This is a genomic window from Citrobacter sp. Cf072 (assembly GCF_030334485.1).
Classification (GTDB): Bacteria; Pseudomonadota; Gammaproteobacteria; order Enterobacterales; family Enterobacteriaceae; genus Citrobacter; species Citrobacter freundii.
On record NZ_JAOWDX010000013.1, the window covers coordinates 1 to 20678 of the forward strand.

At 52.9% G+C, this 20678-nt stretch carries 16 protein-coding genes and 1 riboswitch; of the genes, 8 read left to right on the forward strand and 8 right to left on the reverse strand.

Annotated elements, in window-relative coordinates; genetic code table 11:
- Positions 1-214: 214 nt before the first annotated feature.
- Together murI and btuB are read right to left on the reverse strand one after the other, a co-directional pair.
- Entirely contained in the window at positions 215-1066 is an 852-nt protein-coding gene (gene murI, locus OGX66_RS00380) for a glutamate racemase (RefSeq protein WP_003847829.1), read from the reverse strand.
- Positions 1011-2867 carry a TonB-dependent vitamin B12 receptor BtuB gene (gene btuB, locus OGX66_RS00385; protein ID WP_003028868.1) on the reverse strand — a complete coding sequence of 619 codons (1857 nt, stop codon included), beginning with the start codon at positions 2865-2867 and terminating at the stop codon, positions 1011-1013. The genes murI and btuB overlap by 56 nt, the downstream gene beginning before the upstream one ends.
- A 65-nt stretch (positions 2868-2932) precedes the next feature.
- Positions 2933-3119, reverse strand: a riboswitch (cobalamin riboswitch).
- A 115-nt stretch (positions 3120-3234) separates the two neighbouring features.
- On the opposite strand from btuB, the gene trmA reads away from it, so the two are divergent.
- Positions 3235-4335 (forward strand): tRNA (uridine(54)-C5)-methyltransferase TrmA, encoded by a 1101-nt coding sequence (gene trmA / locus OGX66_RS00390; protein WP_049002303.1) that lies wholly within the window; start codon positions 3235-3237, stop codon positions 4333-4335.
- 82 nt (positions 4336-4417) lie between these two features.
- On the opposite strand, the gene OGX66_RS00395 is transcribed toward trmA, so the two are convergent.
- Both OGX66_RS00395 and fabR read right to left on the reverse strand, forming a co-directional pair.
- Complete coding sequence (locus tag OGX66_RS00395) at positions 4418-4777, reverse strand: YijD family membrane protein (RefSeq protein WP_003028863.1); 360 nt, start codon at positions 4775-4777, stop codon at positions 4418-4420.
- Between the two features lie 15 nt (positions 4778-4792).
- Positions 4793-5428: an HTH-type transcriptional repressor FabR gene (gene fabR, locus OGX66_RS00400; RefSeq protein ID WP_003028862.1), complete on the reverse strand. Its 636-nt coding sequence runs from the start codon at positions 5426-5428 to the stop codon at positions 4793-4795.
- A gap of 191 nt (positions 5429-5619) precedes the next feature.
- On the opposite strand from fabR, the gene sthA reads away from it, so the two are divergent.
- Positions 5620-7020: a Si-specific NAD(P)(+) transhydrogenase gene (gene sthA, locus OGX66_RS00405; RefSeq protein WP_003028860.1), complete on the forward strand. Its 1401-nt coding sequence runs from the start codon at positions 5620-5622 to the stop codon at positions 7018-7020.
- Here sthA and oxyR read toward each other — a convergent pair.
- From oxyR to argC, 4 genes are all read right to left on the reverse strand, one after another.
- The gene (gene oxyR, locus OGX66_RS00410; protein ID WP_003028858.1) at positions 7003-7920 is read right to left on the reverse strand and encodes a DNA-binding transcriptional regulator OxyR; all 918 of its coding nucleotides are present in this window, start codon (positions 7918-7920) and stop codon (positions 7003-7005) included. The two genes, sthA and oxyR, sit on opposite strands and share 18 nt — an antisense overlap.
- A gap of 263 nt (positions 7921-8183) precedes the next feature.
- Positions 8184-9557, reverse strand: a complete 1374-nt coding sequence (argH, locus tag OGX66_RS00415) for an argininosuccinate lyase (protein WP_003028856.1) — start codon at positions 9555-9557, stop codon at positions 8184-8186.
- Positions 9558-9665: 108 nt separating this feature from the next.
- Positions 9666-10439, reverse strand: coding sequence for an acetylglutamate kinase (argB, locus tag OGX66_RS00420; RefSeq protein WP_003028854.1), 774 nt, complete (start codon positions 10437-10439; stop codon positions 9666-9668).
- Between the two features lie 9 nt (positions 10440-10448).
- Positions 10449-11453 carry an N-acetyl-gamma-glutamyl-phosphate reductase gene (argC, locus tag OGX66_RS00425; RefSeq protein WP_088902860.1) on the reverse strand — a complete coding sequence of 335 codons (1005 nt, stop codon included), beginning with the start codon at positions 11451-11453 and terminating at the stop codon, positions 10449-10451.
- A 155-nt stretch (positions 11454-11608) separates the two neighbouring features.
- Between argC and argE the strand changes: the two genes are divergently transcribed.
- From argE to gldA, 6 genes are all read left to right on the forward strand, one after another.
- Positions 11609-12760: an acetylornithine deacetylase gene (gene argE / locus OGX66_RS00430; RefSeq protein WP_003028848.1), complete on the forward strand. Its 1152-nt coding sequence runs from the start codon at positions 11609-11611 to the stop codon at positions 12758-12760.
- 269 nt (positions 12761-13029) lie between these two features.
- The gene (gene ppc, locus OGX66_RS00435) at positions 13030-15681 is read left to right on the forward strand and encodes a phosphoenolpyruvate carboxylase (RefSeq protein ID WP_003840542.1); all 2652 of its coding nucleotides are present in this window, start codon (positions 13030-13032) and stop codon (positions 15679-15681) included.
- Positions 15682-15893: 212 nt separating this feature from the next.
- Positions 15894-17627: a phosphoethanolamine transferase CptA gene (locus tag OGX66_RS00440; protein WP_003840540.1), complete on the forward strand. Its 1734-nt coding sequence runs from the start codon at positions 15894-15896 to the stop codon at positions 17625-17627.
- Positions 17628-17778: 151 nt separating this feature from the next.
- Positions 17779-18627 carry an AraC family transcriptional regulator gene (locus OGX66_RS00445; protein ID WP_003847839.1) on the forward strand — a complete coding sequence of 283 codons (849 nt, stop codon included), beginning with the start codon at positions 17779-17781 and terminating at the stop codon, positions 18625-18627.
- A 247-nt stretch (positions 18628-18874) separates the two neighbouring features.
- Positions 18875-19537 carry a fructose-6-phosphate aldolase gene (fsa, locus tag OGX66_RS00450; protein WP_088902861.1) on the forward strand — a complete coding sequence of 221 codons (663 nt, stop codon included), beginning with the start codon at positions 18875-18877 and terminating at the stop codon, positions 19535-19537.
- Positions 19538-19549: 12 nt separating this feature from the next.
- Positions 19550-20653 carry a bifunctional L-1,2-propanediol dehydrogenase/glycerol dehydrogenase gene (gene gldA / locus OGX66_RS00455; RefSeq protein ID WP_032950726.1) on the forward strand — a complete coding sequence of 368 codons (1104 nt, stop codon included), beginning with the start codon at positions 19550-19552 and terminating at the stop codon, positions 20651-20653.
- Positions 20654-20678 lie beyond the last annotated feature (25 nt).

Sequence of the window (20678 nt, forward strand, 5' to 3'; positions counted from 1 at the left end):
CTGTCGCGAGGTCCCGTATATTACGTTTTCCTCATTCAGAGTCAAGCATTTATTTTTGCTTTTCTCTACGAGATTCTCAGTGGAACCCCGCTGACCCGGCGGCTTGTAATCCGTTATTCCGTGTCAGTGGAGGCGCATTATAGGGAGTTATTTCGGGCTGACAAGGGGAAATTTAAAATAATCTTCCGAGTGCGTATTTTTTCATCAAAACAACTTAAACTGACAGTTTTTCGAGCGTTTTAAAGCCATAGCGCTGTAGCACGGGCAATAGTTGTTCGGCTTCTGTCGTCATTGCCATACAAAATGCAACGTTCTCATCTGTTGATTTCGCATCTGGCGCTTCATGTTCTAATAACCAGGCCGTGCGGCGCGCAATCGCGGCACCAGAATCCACCAGCCGCGTCCCCTCGGGCAGGACCTGTAAAAGCTCTTCCTGTAATAGAGGGAAATGAGTGCACCCGAGCACTACCGTGTCGGGTGGTTCCGACATCCGCAGCCACGGACGCAGAATACGCCGCAGCTCTTCCAGAGAAACTGTTTCACCGTGCAGCTTCGCTTCCGCCAGTTCCACCAGCTCAGCAGAACCCAACATTGCAATTTGGCATTCGTTAGCAAACCGCGCAATCAGCTCATGGGTATACGAGCGCTTCACCGTTGCACGCGTAGCCAGCAGCCCCACTACGCCATTCGCCGTGAGTCGCGCCGCCGGTTTAATCGCAGGCACCACGCCCACAACCGGGAAGGCAAACTTCTCACGTAACGCAGGAAGCGACACCGTGCTTGCTGTATTACATGCGATGACCGCAAGAGAGAGGGGATAACGCTGCTGGACAGCAGTCACAATCTCAACAACACGCTCGACGATAAACTCCTCGCTCTTCTCTCCATAAGGAAAGGCGACGTTGTCGAAAGCGTAGATATAGTGGAGATCCGGCAGAAGACGCCGGATCTCGTCATAGACCGACAACCCACCGACACCGGAATCAAACACCAGCACGGTGGGACGGGGATCAGAAGGTGTAGCTGCCAGACAAGGTGTATTCCCGTCCTGCAGTTGCGTAGCCATAAACTGTCTCGTAATCTTTATCGAACAGGTTGGCGATTTTACCACGAACTGTCAGCTGTGAGGTGATTGGATATGATAATCCGATATCCCATAAGCTGACGCCGCCCAATTTAACATCACGATTATTGTCGTAATCATTATCGTAACGTTCACCTATATATTGATACGCAACGTTCCAGCCCAGATCCTGGACCTGTCCGGTTAACTCATACTTAACCTGCTGTTTTGCACGGCGATAGAGCACCTTGTTTGTGTCATCATCGCGCGGATCAACGTATTGTAGCGTTAGATGATGTTCTACAGGGCCAGTCGTAATGTTTCCGGTCCATTCCAGCCCCTTAATCGTGGCTGATTTAACGTTGACGTACTGGTTATTCTTGTAGTCGATCAGGTTTTGAATTTCATAGTGGTATGCGGAAAGACGCCAATCAAGCGGCCCTGTCAATCCATCAATTCCTGCTTCCCACTGTTTGGATTCTTCCGGTTTCAGGTTCGGGTTGGCGGCAATACCCGGCCCATAGGATGAGGCAAAGCGCGTCGCCCCGTACTGCTGACCCAGCGAGGGTGCCAGGAAACCAGTACCGTAAGAGAGCGTTGCGCGATAACCATCAACAAACTCCCAGCCGGCTGCGGTCTGCCAGGTGCCATGCCAGCCGAATTGTTCGTCATGATCTTCACGCCCCGAAGCTTCCAGCGTGACGCTGTCAATTTGTTGCTGTCCGGTCAGATAAAGCCCGGTCGTATCACGTTTATAGCTGTCGGATAACGTCGTGCTACTGGAGGTCAGTTTTTCCTGTTTCCAGTCAACACCGCCGTTGATCGCCCCATGTCCAACCTCAATGCTATTCCCCCACTGGATATAACGCTGTTCCATATCATCCAGCGTGGCATCTCCTGCGTAGCGGCCAAGCTCGTTACTGTAGTTGTAATCCTTCAGGCGCTGGTAGTTAGCAATTAACTGAGAAGAGTAAATGCCAGAGTTGTACCGTAAACCCGTATCCCAGGACTGGTTGTAATTCTGGGCTTCGTCATTACCGCCCGGATAACCCCACGCCCCTTGGTCATAATCGCTATTCGCGGTGTAGCCGTAGCCACGGAAAAAACCGGAGAAATTATTGTCGAACTTATGCTGTACCGCGCCCCAGAACAACTTGTTACGGTAACCATCCCGGTCGCTGTCACCGCTGTAGGGTGAATCGGGCTGAATGTTAAAGCCTTTCGTCGTCTGATATGCGCCGGCAGCGGTCACCACCGTGTCGCCGAAACGCTTGTTGATAGCGCCATCGTAAGTCTGATAACCGTTACTACCCATGCCTGCGTTGATCTGCGATTTCTCTTCATCACTCATCGTAATGATGTTAACCACACCACCGATCGCACCAGATCCATACACCGCTGAACGCGGTCCGCGAATGTATTCAACCCGCTGCACCAGCGATACCGGAATCTGGCCAATATCAACACCATTGGAAATGCCTGGCCGTGCCATTGGAACACCGTCAATCAGTACCAGCACATGACGCGCTTCAGTCCCACGCACATATAGAGAAGAGCTGCTCCCCATCCCACCGGTCTGCGAGATATCTACCCCCGGCAATCGACGCATGACATCATTCAGATCTTTTGACTGCCAGCGCTGAATATCTTCACGCGTGACCACATCGGTGGGGGCAAGAACAGTATTAACAGGCTGCTGAAAACGGTTGGCAGTGACGACGAGAGTATCCGGGCGAGTGTCCTGTGCCCAACCAGAAAATGCCGTGACGGACAGCGCCGTGCACAGCAATGATTTTTTGATCATTGTAAAGCATCCACAATTTAAGAAGGATGCCGCAGGTCCCACCGATAGTACGCGATGATGAAAACCAGATGCGACGTTAGCCGGCAGGTCTTCGGGCTTGGAGGCGACTTAAAGAGACGATGACTTCCCGCGGCAATCCGCAGTGTCTGCACCAGGTGCGCTCATCTCTTACCTTCCTTACCGCTGCGCGTCAGCTCCAGATTTACACTGGATTCCCTTTTAACTCACAGGACCGGAAAACGGATGCTACAGTTTGTTACAACCTGGTGTCCAGACCGCGTATCACATTATCGGAAATCATCAATGACTGGACATCTGTTGAGCAATCCCTACAATCCCCGCGTACTTTTATTTTTCAGGACGCATCATGACCCCCGAACACCTTCCGACAGAACAGTACGACGCCCAGTTAGCTGAGAAAGTAGTGCGTCTGCAGAGCTTAATGACGCCATTTTATGCACAGGCTCCGGAAGTGTTTCGCTCACCGGTCAGCCATTACCGTATGCGCGCCGAATTCCGCCTGTGGCATGACGGTGATGACCTGTACCACATCATGTTCGACAGCCAGACCAAAAACCGTATTCGCGTCGACAGCTTCCCGGCTGCCAGCGAGCTCATCAACACGCTAATGACGGCAATGATCGACGGCGTTCGCAACAACCACGTCCTGCGCCACAAACTGTTTCAGATTGATTACCTCACAACCCTGAGCGATCAGGCGGTGGTTTCGATGCTGTACCATAAAAAGCTGGATGATGAATGGCGTAAGGAAGCCGAAGCGCTGCGAGATGCGCTGCGGGCGCAAAACCTGAACGTGCATTTGATTGGTCGGGCTACCAAAACCAAAATTGAGCTGGACCAGGACTACATTGACGAACGCTTGCCGGTTGCAGGTAAAGAGATTATCTACCGCCAGGTTGAGAACAGCTTCACCCAGCCAAACGCCGCCATGAATATTCAGATGTTAGAGTGGGCGATTGATGTCACCAGGGGCTCAAAAGGCGACCTGCTGGAGCTGTATTGCGGCAATGGCAATTTCTCGTTAGCCCTGGCGCAAAACTTCAACCGCGTACTGGCCACTGAAATCGCCAAACCGTCCGTGGCTGCTGCACAGTACAACATCGCGGCTAACCATATTGATAACGTACAAATTATCCGCATGGCGGCCGAAGAGTTTACACAGGCGATGAACGGCATTCGCGAGTTCAACCGTTTGCAGGGAATCGATCTGAAGAGTTACCAGTGTGAAACTATCTTCGTTGACCCACCGCGCAGCGGTCTGGACAGCGAAACGGAGAAAATGGTGCAGGCGTATCCGCGCATTCTGTACATCTCCTGCAATCCGGAGACGCTGTGTAAGAACCTGGAAACGTTAAGCCAGACGCACAATGTTTCACGTCTGGCGCTATTCGATCAGTTCCCATATACGCACCATATGGAGTGCGGAGTACTGTTAACGAAGAAGTAAGACTGAACGGAGGCCGGATAAGCACTACCGGTTCAGATTGCCGGATAGCGGCTTTGCCTTATCCGGCCTACAGCGACAACTATTACTCCACAATTTCCTGTTTACGGTTACGCACTTTAAAGCCGATCCAGAACACCAGAATCACCGACAGCACCGCCGGGAAGAAGTTAGAGCCAATATCCGGATATTCAGCGCGTACCACGGTGCTGTACAGCAGAACACCGAGAATAAAACAGGCGGCGGCCAGGCCCGGCAATCCCACAGGCATGGTGCGGTTCTGATAGCGTTGATGCAGACAATAAACCGTCAGCACCAGCGAAATAATCGGGAATACGGAGAATGGCACAATGGAGCTAAACAGCGCCGCAAATGTACCATTGATCGATAAGCCAGCAACCAGCGCCAGCAGCAGCGTACCTTTATCTTGACCTGACTGTTTCATTGCTTGTCCTTCTCGTTACTCGGAGTGGTGCGTCATCTTCTCTTGTTCACGGCGGTACCAATAAAATGCGCCTTTCGCGATCATGCGCAGTTGCAATACCAGCCGCTCTTCTAGCTGTCGACGCTGTTCAGCGCCAACATCCAGTGCTTCTGCCCCGGCGCTGAAAACAATGGTTACCATGGCTTCGGCTTGCGCTTCAGTAAACGCACGAGGCATATGGTTTTCGAGTTCCAGATAGTCCGCAAGTTCCGCAATGAAGTGCTGAATTTCACGTGCGACCGCTGCACGAAACGCTGCGGATGTCCCCGAACGCTCGCGCAATAATAAACGGAAGGCGTTGGGATTGTTGCCGATGAACTCCATAAATGTTGAGACCGAGGTGCGGATCACACTCCCGCCCTTCGCGATACGCTGGCGCGCCTGGCGCATCAATTGACGCAGCATCAGACCGCTTTCGTCCACCATCGTCAGGCCGAGTTCATCCACATCGCGGAAATGGCGATAAAACGAGGTTGGCGCAATGCCCGCTTCACGAGCAACTTCGCGTAAACTGAGGCTGGCAAAACTACGCTCAGCGCTCAGTTGACTAAATGCGGCTTCTACCAGCGAACGCCGGGTTTTTTCTTTTTGTTGCGCTCTAACGCCCATCACGATGTCTGAATCCTTCCACATACCTTGCTGGCACTATACCAGAGATTAGGCGGTTGGCATGGCTTTGTGAATGATTGTTTACGCGCAGTTTGTGCTTCGACTTCGCAAAAAAGCACAACGATAATTGGGTTATCCTGACAACGATGTTACTATTCTGTTGCTTTTATGTATAAGAACAGGTAAGCCTGACCATGTCACATTCCTACGATTACGATGCAATAGTAATAGGTTCCGGTCCCGGCGGCGAAGGCGCTGCAATGGGTCTGGTTAAGCAAGGAGCGCGCGTCGCGGTGATTGAGCGCTATCATAACGTCGGCGGAGGCTGTACCCACTGGGGCACCATCCCGTCGAAAGCCCTCCGCCACGCCGTCAGCCGCATTATTGAATTCAATCAGAACCCACTGTACAGCGACCACTCCCGACTCCTTCGTTCTTCTTTTGCCGATATTCTCAACCACGCTGATAACGTTATTAATCAGCAAACGCGTATGCGGCAAGGATTTTACGAGCGCAATCACTGCGAAATTTTGCAGGGGAATGCCCGTTTTGTTGATGAACACACGATCGCCCTGGAATGTCACGACGGTACGGTGGAAACGCTGACTGCGGATAAGTTTGTTATTGCCTGCGGTTCGCGTCCTTATCGCCCTGTTGATGTCGACTTTTCGCATCCCCGGGTTTACGACAGCGACTCTATCCTGAGCCTGCACCACGAACCCCGCCATGTACTGATTTATGGCGCGGGGGTCATTGGCTGTGAATATGCGTCGATCTTCCGTGGAATGGACGTCAAAGTTGATTTAATCAACACCCGCGATCGTCTGCTGGCATTCCTCGATCAAGAGATGTCCGACTCGCTCTCTTACCACTTCTGGAACAGCGGTGTGGTCATTCGCCACAACGAAGAGTATGAGAAGATTGAAGGCTGCGATGACGGCGTCATCATGCACCTGAAATCCGGTAAGAAACTGAAGGCAGACTGCCTGTTGTACGCCAATGGCCGTACCGGTAATACCGATTCGCTGGCGCTGGAAAACATTGGTCTGAAAACCGACAGCCGTGGGCAGCTCAAAGTGAATAGCATGTACCAGACGGCGCTGCCGCATGTGTATGCCGTAGGGGATGTGATCGGTTATCCGAGCCTGGCATCGGCGGCCTACGACCAGGGACGCATTGCCGCCCAGGCGTTGGTAAAAGGCGAAGCGACCGCGCATCTGATTGAAGATATTCCGACCGGAATTTATACCATTCCAGAAATCAGCTCCGTTGGTAAAACCGAACAGCAACTCACGGCAATGAAAGTTCCATACGAGGTTGGCCGCGCCCAGTTTAAGCATCTGGCACGTGCGCAAATCGTGGGTATGAGTGTCGGAACGCTGAAGATCCTGTTCCATCGCGAAACCAAAGAGATTCTGGGGATCCACTGCTTTGGGGAGCGCGCGGCCGAAATTATTCACATCGGACAAGCGATAATGGAGCAAAAAGGTGGTGGTAACACTATCGAGTACTTCGTTAACACCACCTTTAACTACCCAACCATGGCAGAAGCCTATCGGGTAGCAGCGCTAAATGGCTTAAACCGCCTGTTTTAACGCACTGTCGAAATGGCCATCCATTGATCCACGGATGGCCTCTGCCAACTGTTCATAACGGCTGCGCAGCGGCGAACCAGGACGGTACACCAGACCAATCGTACGACGCGGTTCGGGTTTAATGCATGGCAGATAAACGACACCATCACGCTTACGCTCCGGCGGAACAGCCAGCGCAGGCAGTAAGGTAATACCGCTTCCTGCCGCCACCATGTTACGCAGCGTTTCCAGACTGGTTGCCCGAAAATGGGTATCTTCATCAGCACCCGCTTCAAAGCAGAAGCCCATTGCCTGATCGCGCAGGCAGTGGCCATCTTCCAGCATCAGCAGTTTTTCACCCGCCAGATCGGACATCGGTACACAGTCACGGTTTGCCCACGGATGATCTTCATAGATCGCCAGCAGCATAGGCTCATCAAATAGCGGTACTTCGATGAACGCCTCACTCTCTTTCACCAGCGCCAGAATGACGCAGTCGAGCTTGCCGCTATCCAGTTGCGCTAACAGCTGATGTGTCTGCGCTTCATGGAGATACATTTCCAGTTTTGGGAAGGTCTGGTGCAACATCGGAATAATATGCGGCAGCAGGTATGGCCCCACCGTTGGGATCAAACCAATATGCAGCGGGCCAGACATTGTCTCGCCTTGTTGGCTTGCCATCTCCTTGAGCACTTTGACCTCGCGCAGCACGGTGCGCGCCTGATCCACCAGCAGCAAACCAGCCTGGGTGAACAGCACCTTGCGACTCGTACGCTCCAACAACATGACGCCAAGCTCATCTTCCAGCTTGCGGATCTGCCCGCTCAGCGTTGGTTGGCTAACGTGACAGGAGTCTGCCGCTCGTCGGAAGTGACGATGTTCGGCTAGCGCTACCAGGTATTCAAGATCACGAATATTCATTATTCATCCTCCATCGCCACGATAGTTCGTAGCGATAGGTAGCATAGCAACGAACGATTATCCCTATCAAGCTTTCTGTTTAATAATGCACCACAGAAACGGAACGGTACCCCTTTAACCCTTGAAGCTACTGTCCGTTTTGAGAGTTTCTCTCATACTCGAAATAACTAAAGCCAACGTGAACTTTTGCGGACCTTGTGTCCGCATTTTTTTTGCATAAAAAAGCCCGGCGTGACGCCAGGCTCGAATGATTACCCATCAATTTATGCCAGACGCGCCTTCGCGTAGTCGATCGCCTGCGCAACCTGCTGGGGTGACACGCCACCTTTCGCCGCACGCTTGTCCAGGCACGATTGCAACGAGAGGATCGGGTAAACATCATCGCCAATCACCTGGCTAAACTTTTGTAAGTCAGCAAGCGACAGCGCCTCCAGCGGTTTGCCCTGTCGAATCGCCTCGACCACCGTTTCACCTACGATATGGTGCGCTTCGCGGAACGGGACACCTTTCGCCACCAGATAATCCGCCAGTTCAGTGGCGTTAGCATAGCCCTGCTGCGCCGCTTCCTGACAACGCGGACGTTTCACCTGGATACCATCCAGCACCAGCGCGGCCATATGCAGACAGTCCAGCCAGGTGTCGAGCGCGTCGAACAGCCCTTCTTTGTCTTCCTGCATATCTTTGTTGTATGCCAGCGGGAGGCCTTTTAACGTCATCATCATGCCGGTCAACGCACCCTGCACGCGACCGCATTTGCCACGGATCAGCTCCAGCGCATCCGGATTTTTCTTCTGCGGCATCAGAGATGAACCCGAAGTCACACGATCAGACAGCTCGACAAAGCCCGCTTCGCCGGTGTTAAAGAAAATCAGGTCTTCAGCAAAACGCGACAGGTGTACCATGCCGATAGAGGCGTCTGAGAGTAACTCCAGCACGTGGTCACGGTCAGAAACGCTGTCCAGACTGTTGCGCGTAGCCGAGGCAAAGCCCAACCAACCCGCCAGCTGCTCGCGATCGATTTCATACGCCGTACCCGCCAGCGCGCCGCAGCCTAACGGACTGACGTCCAGGCGTTTGAGCGCATCCTGCAGGCGGCTCTCGTCACGCGCCAACATTTCAACATAGGCCAGACACCAGTGAGCAAACGTCACCGGCTGCGCACGTTGCAGGTGGGTGTAACCCGGCATGACGGCGTCCTGGTTATTCTCCGCCGTCACCACCAGCGCAGTTTGCAACTGACGATTGGCCGATAGTAATTCGATAACCGTGTCTTTGCACCACAGCTTGAGATCGGTCGCGACCTGGTCGTTACGGCTACGTCCGGTATGCAGTTTTTTACCAAGCTGGCCGACTTTATCAATCAGCTTACCTTCCACCCAACTGTGAATATCTTCGGCATCGCTTTGCAGAATCTGCTGAGGATTCGCGCGAACCTCTTCCAGCAGATTATTCAGCGCTTCTTCCAACCGCAGCTGTTCATCAGCAGTCAGTACACCGACCGTTACCAACGCTTTGGACCAGGCCACAGAGCCAACAATATCCTGTTCTGCCAGGCGGTAGTCAAAACGCAACGAGTCGTTGAACTGTTTGAACCGCTGATCTGCTGCCTGTGTAAAACGCCCACCCCAAAGTGCCATAACGAATTTCCTTAATATGATATTTTTGCCCGGTGGCGCTGCGCTTACCGGGCCTACAAAACCCACGTAGGCCGGATAAGGCGAAGCCGCCATCCGGCACATTAGTAGTTAAGCCAGAATACGCGTACCAATTGGCGTGCCGTTAAACAGCGCCGGGAGTTGCTCTGCATGACGCCAGGAGGCGATATCCACCGGACGACCCAGCGTACGCGCGGCATCCAGCGCCGCATTCACCTTCACGATCATGCCATCGGTAATAATGCCCTGTTCAATCAGCTGTTCCGCTTTCGCTGCTGTCATTTCGGCAATACGCTGGCCTTTGCCATCCAGAATACCGCTCACATCAGAGAGCAGGATCAGATCCGCACCCAGCGTTGCCGCCAGCGCCGTTGCCGCCTGATCGGCATTCACGTTCATCAGCAGCCCATCATCAGTGACGCCAATAGAGCTCACTACCGGCAGAAAACCGCTTTCCAGCAGCGTGTTAATCAGCTTAGGCGAACCCGGCTGCGCCAGTCCAACATGACCCAGTTCTTTATCGAGCGGCGTCACTTTTACGCTGTCGCCATCGCCAAGATACAGACCCACAGACGCGATGTGATGCTTTTTCGCCCAAGCCAGCAAGGTTTTATTCGCCGTTCCCGCCAGGGCACCGGTAATAATGTCAATTTGATCGGCAGGCGTGACGCGTAGACCATTTTTCTTTTTCACCGGCAGATTCAGCTGCTTCATCAGCTCGTCGACCACGCAGCCGCCACCGTGCACAATGACCAGCGGACGCTGGTGCGACTCACGATAATTCACCAGTGCGGTAAACAAGCGCTCCAGCGCCTCTTCGCTATCCAGTAAAACGCCGCCCAACTTGATAATTAATGGATTCATTGTTGCACCCTAAATAAGAGACTGCGTTTGGGCAAAGCCAAAACGAATATTTGCGCACTGCATCGCCTGTGCCGCCGCGCCTTTCAATAAGTTGTCTTCCGTCGCCACGACGATCAGGTGTTCACCCTGTACGGCAAACCCGATATCGCAGAACGGTAATCCAACCACATTCTTCAGTGCCGGAACCCCTTTGTCATACAGACGCACCAGCGGTTTATCGCCATACGCCTGTTGCAGCGTCTGAGCCACCTGTGCATGGGTTACGCCCGCCTTAAGGCGGCAAGTGATAGTTTCCAGAATTCCGCGCGGGAAGTTACCCAGATGCGGGGTGAAAATCACTTCTGTCCCCAGATGAGTGGCGATTTCCGGCTGATGACGATGGGTAAACACGCCATACGGCTGCAGGCTCACCTCACAAAAGCTGTTGGAGATAGCCGCTTTACGCCCCGCACCGCTCACGCCGCTGGTCGCATTAATTACCGGCCACTGGCTGAGATCCAGCAGCCCGGCATCAATCAACGGTTTCAGCGAAAGCTGCGCCGCCGTCGGGTAACAACCTGGCACAGCAATCAGATTCGCTTCTTTCAGTTTGTCCGCGTTCCACTCCGCCAGCCCATAAACGGCCTGCTCCAGCAGCTCAGGATGCTGATGCGTAAAGCCATAATATTTTTCATAGAACGTGCCGTCGTTTACGCGAAACGCGCCCGAAAGGTCAAACACCACGCAACCGGCCTGCAAAAACTGCGGAGCCAGGTCATGACTCACCTCATGAGCCGTTGCGAGGAACACAACATCCACCCCTGCGCTAAACTCGCTGATATCTGACATTGGCTGCAACGGTAAATCGACAATGCCTTTCAACTGCGGATGCAAATCGGAGATTAATTTTCCTGCATCATTGCTTTGCGCTGAGACGGTCAAAGCGGTTATGGTCATCTCAGGATGGCGATTTACATAGGTCACAAGCTCTGCGCCGGCATAGCCACTGGCGCCCACAATCAGCGTATTCAACATCGGGGCAGCTCACCTTCTTAGATTCTGTTGCCAGGTATAAGCCTTTATCACCTCACCTTACACTTGGTGGGTTTTATTACGCTCAACGTTAATGTATTTTTATTCACAAATACTGCATGAATATTGATACTATCATGACCCGAGGTGTGTCAACAATGAAAAACAATTTACCGCCATTTATCGAGATTTACCGCGCTCTGATTGCCACGCCATCGATCAGCGCCACCGAAGAAGCGCTCGATCAAAGCAATGCAGGTTTAATCACTCTGCTGGCGGGCTGGTTTAAAGATTTAGGCTTCAATGTGGAGGTCCAACCGGTTCCCGATACGCGAAATAAATTCAATATGCTGGCGAGCATTGGACAGGGCGCTGGCGGCCTGTTGTTGGCGGGCCATACCGATACCGTACCCTTTGACGACGGACGCTGGACCCGCGATCCGTTCACTCTAACCGAGCATGACAATAAGCTGTATGGTTTGGGTACGGCGGATATGAAAGGCTTCTTCGCCTTTATCCTCGACGCGTTGCGTGATGTCGACGTCACGAAACTGAAAAAACCCCTGTACATTCTGGCCACTGCTGACGAAGAGACCAGCATGGCGGGAGCTCGCTACTTCTCTGAAACTACCGCTCTGCGCCCGGACTGCGCGATCATTGGCGAACCCACATCCCTGCAACCGGTGCGCGCGCACAAAGGCCATATCTCTAATGCGATACGCATTCTGGGACAGTCGGGTCATTCAAGCGATCCGGCGCGTGGCGTTAATGCGATTGAACTGATGCATGATGCCATCGGCCATATCATGCATCTGCGCGATGACCTGAAAGCGCGCTATCACCATGATGCCTTTACCGTCCCGTATCCAACGTTAAATTTGGGCCACATCCACGGCGGTGACGCCGCCAACCGAATCTGCGCCTGCTGCGAACTGCATATGGATATTCGCCCGCTACCGGGTATGACGCTAAACGATCTCAATGGGTTACTTAACGAAGCGCTGGCCCCTGTCAGCGAACGTTGGCCGGGTCGCCTGACCGTATCGGAACTGCATCCGCCGATTCCCGGCTATGAGTGCCCACCTGACCATCAACTGGTAGAGGTGGTTGAGAAACTGCTGGGCGCACAGACTGAAGTGGTGAACTATTGCACCGAAGCGCCGTTTATCCAGACGCTTTGCCCAACGCTGGTGTTGGGTCCAGGCTCCATTAATCAGGCGCATCAGCCGGATGAGTATCTGGAAACGCGCTTTATTAAGCCAACCCGCGAATTAATCACTCAGGTTGTGCACCATTTCTGCTGGCATTAACTGCTTGTCACCCCGCTAATCCCTTAGTGGTAAGCGGGGCGATTTTTTAACATTTCCATAAGCAACGCTTATTTGATTGGATGTGAATTAAATAACGTAAATTCACGGCATTTATTCGTTTGCTGAACCGATTTCGCAGCAATTGACGTCACGTGTTTTACGTGGCTTTATAAAAGACGGCTAAAAAGTTAAGTCCGCAAGATTTTGCGTGATAGTCAGGCGCGAAAGATACAGGACATATTCAAAATAGATGGGGTGTCTGGGTTAATATGAACGAACAATATTCCGCGTTGCGTAGTAATGTCAGTATGCTCGGCAAAGTGCTGGGAGAGACCATCAAGGATGCGTTGGGAGAGAACATTCTTGATCGCGTAGAAACAATTCGAAAGCTGTCCAAATCATCTCGCGCTGGCAATGAAATTAATCGCCAGGAATTGCTCACCACACTGCAAAATCTGTCTAACGACGAGCTGCTGCCGGTTGCCCGCGCATTTAGCCAGTTCCTGAACCTGGCCAACACCGCCGAGCAGCACCACAGCATTTCGCCAAAAGGCGAAGCAGCCAGCAACCCGGAAGTGATTGCTCGCACTCTGCGTAAACTGAAAGAGCAGCCCAACCTCAATGACGCCACCATCAAGAAAGCCGTAGAATCACTCTCTCTGGAGCTGGTACTCACCGCCCACCCGACCGAGATCACTCGTCGTACGCTGATCCATAAAATGGGTGAAGTGAACGCCTGCCTCAAGCAGCTTGATAACAAAGACCTCGTCGATTATGAACGCAACCAACTGATGCGCCGTCTGCGTCAGCTCATTGCTCAGTCCTGGCATACGGATGAAATCCGCAAACTGCGCCCAAGCCCGGTTGATGAAGCCAAATGGGGATTCGCGGTTGTTGAAAACAGCCTGTGGGAAGGTGTGCCGAACTACCTGCGCGAGCTGAATGAACAACTGGAAGAGCATCTTGGATATAAGCTGCCAGTTGATTTTGTCCCGGTTCGATTTACCTCCTGGATGGGCGGCGACCGTGACGGCAACCCGAACGTAACGGCGGATATCACCCGTCACGTGCTATTGCTCAGCCGCTGGAAAGCGACAGACCTGTTCCTGAAAGACATCCAGTTTCTGATTTCTGAGCTGTCGATGGTGGATGCTACACCGGAGCTGATGGCACTGGTAGGTGAAGAAGGCGCAGCGGAACCATACCGCTATCTGATGAAAACCCTGCGTTCTCGTCTGATGGCGACCCAGGCCTGGCTTGAAGCCCGTCTGAAAGGCGAGAAATTGCCGAAACCTGCGGGACTTCTCACCCAAAACGAACAGCTCTGGGACCCGCTTTACGCGTGCTACCAGTCTCTACAGGCCTGTGGTATGGGCATCATCGCCAATGGCGAATTGCTCGACACCCTGCGCCGCGTGAAGTGTTTCGGCGTACCGCTGGTGCGTATTGATATTCGTCAGGAAAGCACCCGTCATACTGAAGCCTTGGGCGAACTGACTCGTTATCTGGGCATTGGCGACTACGAAAACTGGTCGGAAGCAGATAAACAGGCTTTCCTGATCCGCGAACTGAATTCCAAGCGTCCGCTCCTGCCGCGTAACTGGGAGCCGAGCAATGACACCCGTGAAGTGCTCGACACCTGTCAGGTCATTGCCGAAGCCCCGTATGGCTCCATTGCCGCCTATGTTATCTCGATGGCGAAAACGCCGTCGGATGTGCTGGCCGTGCATCTGCTGCTGAAAGAAGCCGGAATTGGTTTTGCTATGCCGGTCGCTCCGCTATTTGAAACGCTGGACGACCTCAACAATGCCGATGACGTCATGTCCCAGCTTCTGAATATCGACTGGTACCGCGGCTTTATCCAGGGCAAACAGATGGTCATGATTGGCTACTCTGATTCCGCAAAAGACGCGGGCGTGATGGCAGCGTCCTGGGCGCAATACCAGGCTCAGGACGCGCTGATCAAAACCTGCGAAAAAGCCGGTATCGAACTGACGCTGTTCCACGGTCGCGGCGGATCCATTGGTCGCGGCGGCGCGCCTGCGCATGCGGCGCTGCTCTCTCAACCACCAGGCAGCCTGAAAGGCGGTCTGCGCGTGACAGAACAAGGGGAGATGATCCGCTTTAAGTACGGCCTGCCGGAAGTGACCATCAGCAGCCTGTCGCTGTATACCGGAGCAATTCTGGAGGCCAACCTGTTACCACCGCCAGAACCGAAGGATAACTGGCGTCATATCATGGATGAGCTTTCCGATATTTCCTGCGAGCTATACCGTGGATATGTGCGTGAAAACAAAGACTTTGTCCCTTATTTCCGCTCAGCTACACCGGAGCAGGAACTGGGTAAATTGCCGCTCGGTTCACGTCCGGCAAAACGCCGTCCGACCGGCGGCGTTGAGTCTCTGCGTGCTATACCGTGGATCTTTGCCTGGACGCAGAACCGTCTGATGCTCCCGGCCTGGCTTGGTGCTGGTACCGCGCTGCAAAAAGTGGTTGAAGATGGTAAGCAAAGCGAACTCGAAGCGATGTGCCGCGACTGGCCATTCTTCTCCACACGCCTTGGCATGCTGGAAATGGTTTTCGCGAAAGCAGACCTGTGGCTGGCAGAGTATTACGATCAGCGCCTGGTCAAAAAAGAGCTGTGGCCGCTGGGTGAAGAGCTACGCCAACGCCTGGCAGCAGATATCGATGTCGTACTGGCGATTGCCAACGACTCACATTTGATGGCCGACCTGCCGTGGATTGCCGAGTCCATTCAGTTAAGGAATGTTTATACTGACCCGCTGAACGTCTTACAGGCAGAATTGTTACACCGCTCACGCCAGGCCGAAGAGCAAGGCCATGAACCGGATCCACGCGTTGAACAAGCGCTGATGGTGACTATCGCTGGTGTTGCAGCCGGTATGCGCAATACAGGCTAACGCCCCCTCCCGCTGTCGCCTTCGTGCTATTGTACGAAGGCGACAGTAAAAACAGCTGTTACAACCACTTCATTTTCAATATATTCCCGCCTGAACATATTCACTACGTGAATATTACAACAGCAAAACACGATCCTGAGATCGTGATGCTTCAGTTCCTCTTAATGTTTAGTCGCTACTCTTGGCGCTACGATTAAAGACAGGCTCACATTATGCAATCCTTACAACTCCAGTCTAAACCCGCCTTTAGCTGGAAAGCCCTGGGTTGGGCGCTCCTCTATTTTTGGTTTTTTTCCTCATTACTGCAGGCCGTTATCTATTTTAGCGGCTATAGCGGATCTACCGGCCTACGCGACTCCCTGCTGTTCAGCTCGCTGTGGTTGATCCCGGTATTCTTATTTCCAAACCGTATCCGCATTATTGCTGCCGTCATTGGCGTAATTCTATGGGCGGCCTCGCTGGCAGCTCTGAGCTATTACGTCATTTACGGGCAAGAGTTCTCGCAAAGCGTTCTGTACGTAATGTTTGAAACCAATGCGAACGAAGCCAGCGAGTACCTGAGTCAATACTTCAGCCTGAAGATCGTCTTAATTGCGCTGGCATATACAGCAATGGCAATTCTGCTATGGACACGTCTGCGTCCGGTACATATTCCATCACCCTGGCGCTATCTGGTGTCGTTTGCACTGTTATACGGATTGATTCTGCATCCGATGACAGTGAACACATTTATCAAACATAAGCCGTTTGAAAAAACGTTGGATGGGCTCGCTTCACGTATGGAGCCCGCCGCGCCGTGGCAATTCATCTCCGGGTATTATCAATATCGTCAGCAGTTGACCTCGCTCAATAGCCTGCTGAATGAGAACAATGCCCTGCCGCCGCTGGCTAACTTTAAAGACAGCTCAGGTGACGCACCGCGTACATTGGTGCTGGTGATTGGCGAATCAACGCAACGTGGCCGCATGAGCCTGTATGGCTACCCGCGTGAAACGACGCCAGAACTGGATGCGCTGCATAAATCCGATCCTAACTTCACCGTATTCAATAATGTCGTGACTTCCCGTCCGTACACCATTGAAATCCTGCAGCAGGCGCTGACCTTCGCTAACGAGAAGAACCCGGATCTGTATCTGACTCAGCCGTCCCTGATGAACATGATGAAACAGGCGGGTTATAAAACCTTCTGGATCACTAATCAGCAGACGATGACCGCCCGCAACACCATGCTAACGGTGTTCTCTAAGCAGACGGATAAACAGTTCTATATGAACCAGCAGCGTACGCAAAGTGCGCGCGAATATGACAGCAACGTGCTGGCGCCATTTAAAGAAGTCCTGGCCGACCCGGCACCGAAAAAGTTCATCATCGTGCATCTGCTGGGTACGCATATTAAGTACAAATTCCGCTATCCGGATGGCCAGGGTAAGTTCGACAATAATATCGACCATGTTCCCGCAGGTCTGAGTAACGATGAGTTGGAAGCCTACAACGATTACGACAGCGCGAATGTTTACAACGATCATATTATTGCCAGCCTGATCAAAGACTATAAAGCTACCGATCCGAACGGCTTCCTGCTGTACTTCTCCGATCATGGCGAAGAGGTTTACGATACGCCACCGCACAAAACGCAGGGTCGTAATGAAGACAACCCAACGCGCCATATGTACACGGTGCCGTTCCTGTTGTGGACTTCGGAAAAATGGCAGGCCGCGCACCCGCGCGACTTCTCACAGGATGTGAATCGTAAATACAGCAGCTCAGAGCTTATCCACACATGGTCTGACTTAGCGGGCTTCACCTACGATGGCTTCGATCCAACTCGCGCCATTACCAGTCCGCAGTTCAAAGAGACAACCCGCTGGATTGGCAATCCGTACAAGAAAAATGCCCTGATAGATTACGATTCCCTGCCTTACGGCGATCAAATCGGTAATCAATAACCGTCTGCCGGATGCGCTACGCTTATCCGGCCTACAGCTCGCAAAGACTTGTAGGCCGGATATGGCATTAGCCGCCATCCGGCAATAATCACTTGAGGGCGATTGTTTTCAACGTTACTGTTTCCCTGTCTGCTGCCTGCAAGGGATTAACATGTATCACGACGTCAGCCATCTTCTCTCCCGCCTGATTAACGGCCCCACGCCGCTGCGGCAGATTTATTTCGCCAGCACCAATAGCACAACGCCGGAACTGGCGTATCAGGTCGATTTTCCCCGGCTGGAAATTGTGCTGGAAGGTGAATTTGCGGATTCTGGCATCGATAAGGTGCTTACCCCCGGCGATGTCTTGTTTGTTCCGGCTGGCGGCTGGAATATTCCGCAGTGGGTCACACCGGTCACGACACTCAGCATTCTGTTCGGCAAACAGCAACTGGGTTTCAGCGTTGTCCAATGGGACGGCAAGCAATATCAAAACCTTACCCACCAGCACGTCGCCCGGCGCGGACCGCGTATCGGCTCTTTTCTGCTGCAAACGCTCCATGAGATGCAAATGCAGCCGCAGGAGCAGCAAACGGCCAGGCTAATCGTTGCGAGCTTGCTGAGCCACTGTCGCGATCTGCTCGGCAGCCAGATCCAAACCGCATCACGTAGTCAGGCGCTTTTCGACGCCATTCGCGGCTATATTGACGAACGCTACGCTTCACCACTCACCCGTGAATCCGTCGCACAGGCGTTTTACATTTCACCTAATTACCTCTCCCACCTGTTTCAAAAAACGGGCGCTATCGGTTTTAACGAATACCTGAACCACACGCGACTGGAACACGCAAAAACGCTGTTAAAGGGTTACGAGCTGAAGATCAAAGACGTGGCGCACACCTGTGGATTTATTGACAGCAACTACTTCTGCCGTCTGTTTCGCAAGAATACTGAACGTTCGCCGTCAGAGTATCGTCGGCAGTATCACAGCCAGTTGACGGAGAAAAAAACTGACCAGTAATAATCGCATACTGGGACAGAAAACGGAGACAAAGGTAACATTTACTGGATTTTTGTATTATCAAAAAACATATACCAGCTCATATCACTTACATGTGAAGTATCTCTCACTTTTATAGACATATTACATTTATCCAGCTTTTGACAGATTTGTCAGATAGCACCGCGTGACGAAACACTCTTATCCTGTGCATAGCAAAGCAACCCGGCAACGGGCAGCTAACGGAAAACGTAGAGGGTGTTTTTGTATGGAACTTTATCTTGATACCGCCAACGTCGCGGAAGTCGAACGTCTGGCCCGCATCTTCCCTATCGCGGGCGTCACCACCAACCCAAGCATTGTGGCAGCAAGCAAAGAATCCATCTGGGATGTGCTGCCACGCCTGCAGAACGCCATTGGCAAAGAGGGCATTCTGTTTGCCCAGACCATGAGTCGCGACGCACAGGGCATGGTGGAAGAAGCTAAACGCCTGAGCAATGCGGTGCCCGGTCTGGTAGTGAAAATCCCGGTGACATCCGAAGGTCTGGCCGCGATCAAGATGCTAAAAAAAGAGGGTATCACCACGCTGGGAACCGCCGTTTACAGTGCTTCTCAGGGGCTACTGGCTGCGCTGGCAGGAGCGAAATATATCGCGCCTTACGTTAACCGTATCGACGCGCAGGGCGGCGACGGGATTCGCGCAGTACGGGAACTGCAAACATTGCTGGAACTGCATGCACCGAACAGCATGGTACTGGCGGCCAGCTTTAAAACTCCACGTCAGGCGCTGGATTGCTTGCTGACAGGATGTGAAGCAATCACCCTACCATTAGACGTAGCGCAACAAATGCTCAATACCCCTGCGGTAGAGTCAGCAATAGAGAAGTTTGAGCAGGACTGGAACAACGCATTTGGTCACATCAACCTGTGAGGGAAATAAAGTATGGATCGCATTATTCAATCACCTGGTAAGTACATCCAGGGTGCCGATGTTATTACCCGTCTTGGCAGCTACCTCAAACCATTGGCAGAACGCTGGCTGATCGTTGGGGACAAGTTTGTCTTAGGCTTTGCCCAGGGTGCACTGGAAAAAAGCTTCCAGGATGCCGGACTGGCGCTGGAAATTGCACCGTTTGGCGGCGAATGTTCACAAAACGAAATCGACCGTCTGCGCGTCGTAGCGGAAAAAGCGCAGTGTGCCGCAGTACTTGGTATTGGCGGCGGTAAAACGCTGGATACCGCCAAAGCGCTCGCGCACTTTATGGGCGTGCCTGTCGCCATTGCGCCAACCATCGCTTCTACCGATGCGCCGTGCAGCGCGCTGTCCGTCATTTACACCGATGCCGGTGAATTCGATCGCTATCTGCTGCTGCCCAATAACCCGGACAGGGTCATTGTTGATACCAAAATTGTCGCGGGCGCACCGGCGCGTCTGTTAGCTGCGGGTATTGGCGATGCGCTGGCGACCTGGTTCGAAGCGCGTGCCTGTTCACGCAGCGGCGCAACCACCATGGCGGGCGGTCAGTGTACTCAGGCGGCGCTGGCGCTGGCAGAGCTGTGCTTTAATACGCTGATCGAAGAGGGTGAAAAAGCGATGCTGGCTGCAGAGCAGCACGTGGTTACACCAGCACTGGAGCGCATTATTGAAGCCAACACCTATCTGAGTGGCGTCGGTTTTGAAAGCGGTGGTCTGGCAGCGGCTCACGCTATTCATAACGGTCTGACCGCAATCCCGGATGCACATCATTATTACCACGGCGAGAAAGTGGCTTTCGGTACGCTGACACAGTTGGTGCTGGAAAACGCGCCGGTCGATGAAATTGAAACCGTTGCCGCGCTGTGCCATTCCGTTGGCTTGCCGATTACCCTGGCGCAACTGGATATCAAACAGGATATTCAGGCGAAAATGCGCATTGTGGCTGAGGCAGCCTGTGCCGAAGGCGAAACCATCCACAACATGCCTGGCGGCGCAACGCCGGACCAGGTGTATGCCGCCCTGCTTGTGGCTGACCAGTACGGTCAACGTTACCTGCAAGAGTGGGAATAACCTGCAAATAAAAAATCCCCGCAAA

What these genes read in the sequence shown, in the direction of transcription:
- murI (WP_003847829.1), bottom strand. Translation starts at nt 1,066, where the DNA reads ATGGCTACGCAACTGCAGGACGGGAATACACCTTGTCTGGCAGCTACA.
- btuB (WP_003028868.1), bottom strand. Translation starts at nt 2,867, where the DNA reads ATGATCAAAAAATCATTGCTGTGCACGGCGCTGTCCGTCACGGCATTT.
- trmA (WP_049002303.1), top strand. Translation starts at nt 3,235, where the DNA reads ATGACCCCCGAACACCTTCCGACAGAACAGTACGACGCCCAGTTAGCT.
- OGX66_RS00395 (WP_003028863.1), bottom strand. Translation starts at nt 4,777, where the DNA reads ATGAAACAGTCAGGTCAAGATAAAGGTACGCTGCTGCTGGCGCTGGTT.
- sthA (WP_003028860.1), top strand. Translation starts at nt 5,620, where the DNA reads ATGTCACATTCCTACGATTACGATGCAATAGTAATAGGTTCCGGTCCC.
- oxyR (WP_003028858.1), bottom strand. Translation starts at nt 7,920, where the DNA reads ATGAATATTCGTGATCTTGAATACCTGGTAGCGCTAGCCGAACATCGT.
- argH (WP_003028856.1), bottom strand. Translation starts at nt 9,557, where the DNA reads ATGGCACTTTGGGGTGGGCGTTTTACACAGGCAGCAGATCAGCGGTTC.
- argB (WP_003028854.1), bottom strand. Translation starts at nt 10,439, where the DNA reads ATGAATCCATTAATTATCAAGTTGGGCGGCGTTTTACTGGATAGCGAA.
- argC (WP_088902860.1), bottom strand. Translation starts at nt 11,453, where the DNA reads ATGTTGAATACGCTGATTGTGGGCGCCAGTGGCTATGCCGGCGCAGAG.
- argE (WP_003028848.1), top strand. Translation starts at nt 11,609, where the DNA reads ATGAAAAACAATTTACCGCCATTTATCGAGATTTACCGCGCTCTGATT.
- ppc (WP_003840542.1), top strand. Translation starts at nt 13,030, where the DNA reads ATGAACGAACAATATTCCGCGTTGCGTAGTAATGTCAGTATGCTCGGC.
- OGX66_RS00440 (WP_003840540.1), top strand. Translation starts at nt 15,894, where the DNA reads ATGCAATCCTTACAACTCCAGTCTAAACCCGCCTTTAGCTGGAAAGCC.
- OGX66_RS00445 (WP_003847839.1), top strand. Translation starts at nt 17,779, where the DNA reads ATGTATCACGACGTCAGCCATCTTCTCTCCCGCCTGATTAACGGCCCC.
- fsa (WP_088902861.1), top strand. Translation starts at nt 18,875, where the DNA reads ATGGAACTTTATCTTGATACCGCCAACGTCGCGGAAGTCGAACGTCTG.
- gldA (WP_032950726.1), top strand. Translation starts at nt 19,550, where the DNA reads ATGGATCGCATTATTCAATCACCTGGTAAGTACATCCAGGGTGCCGAT.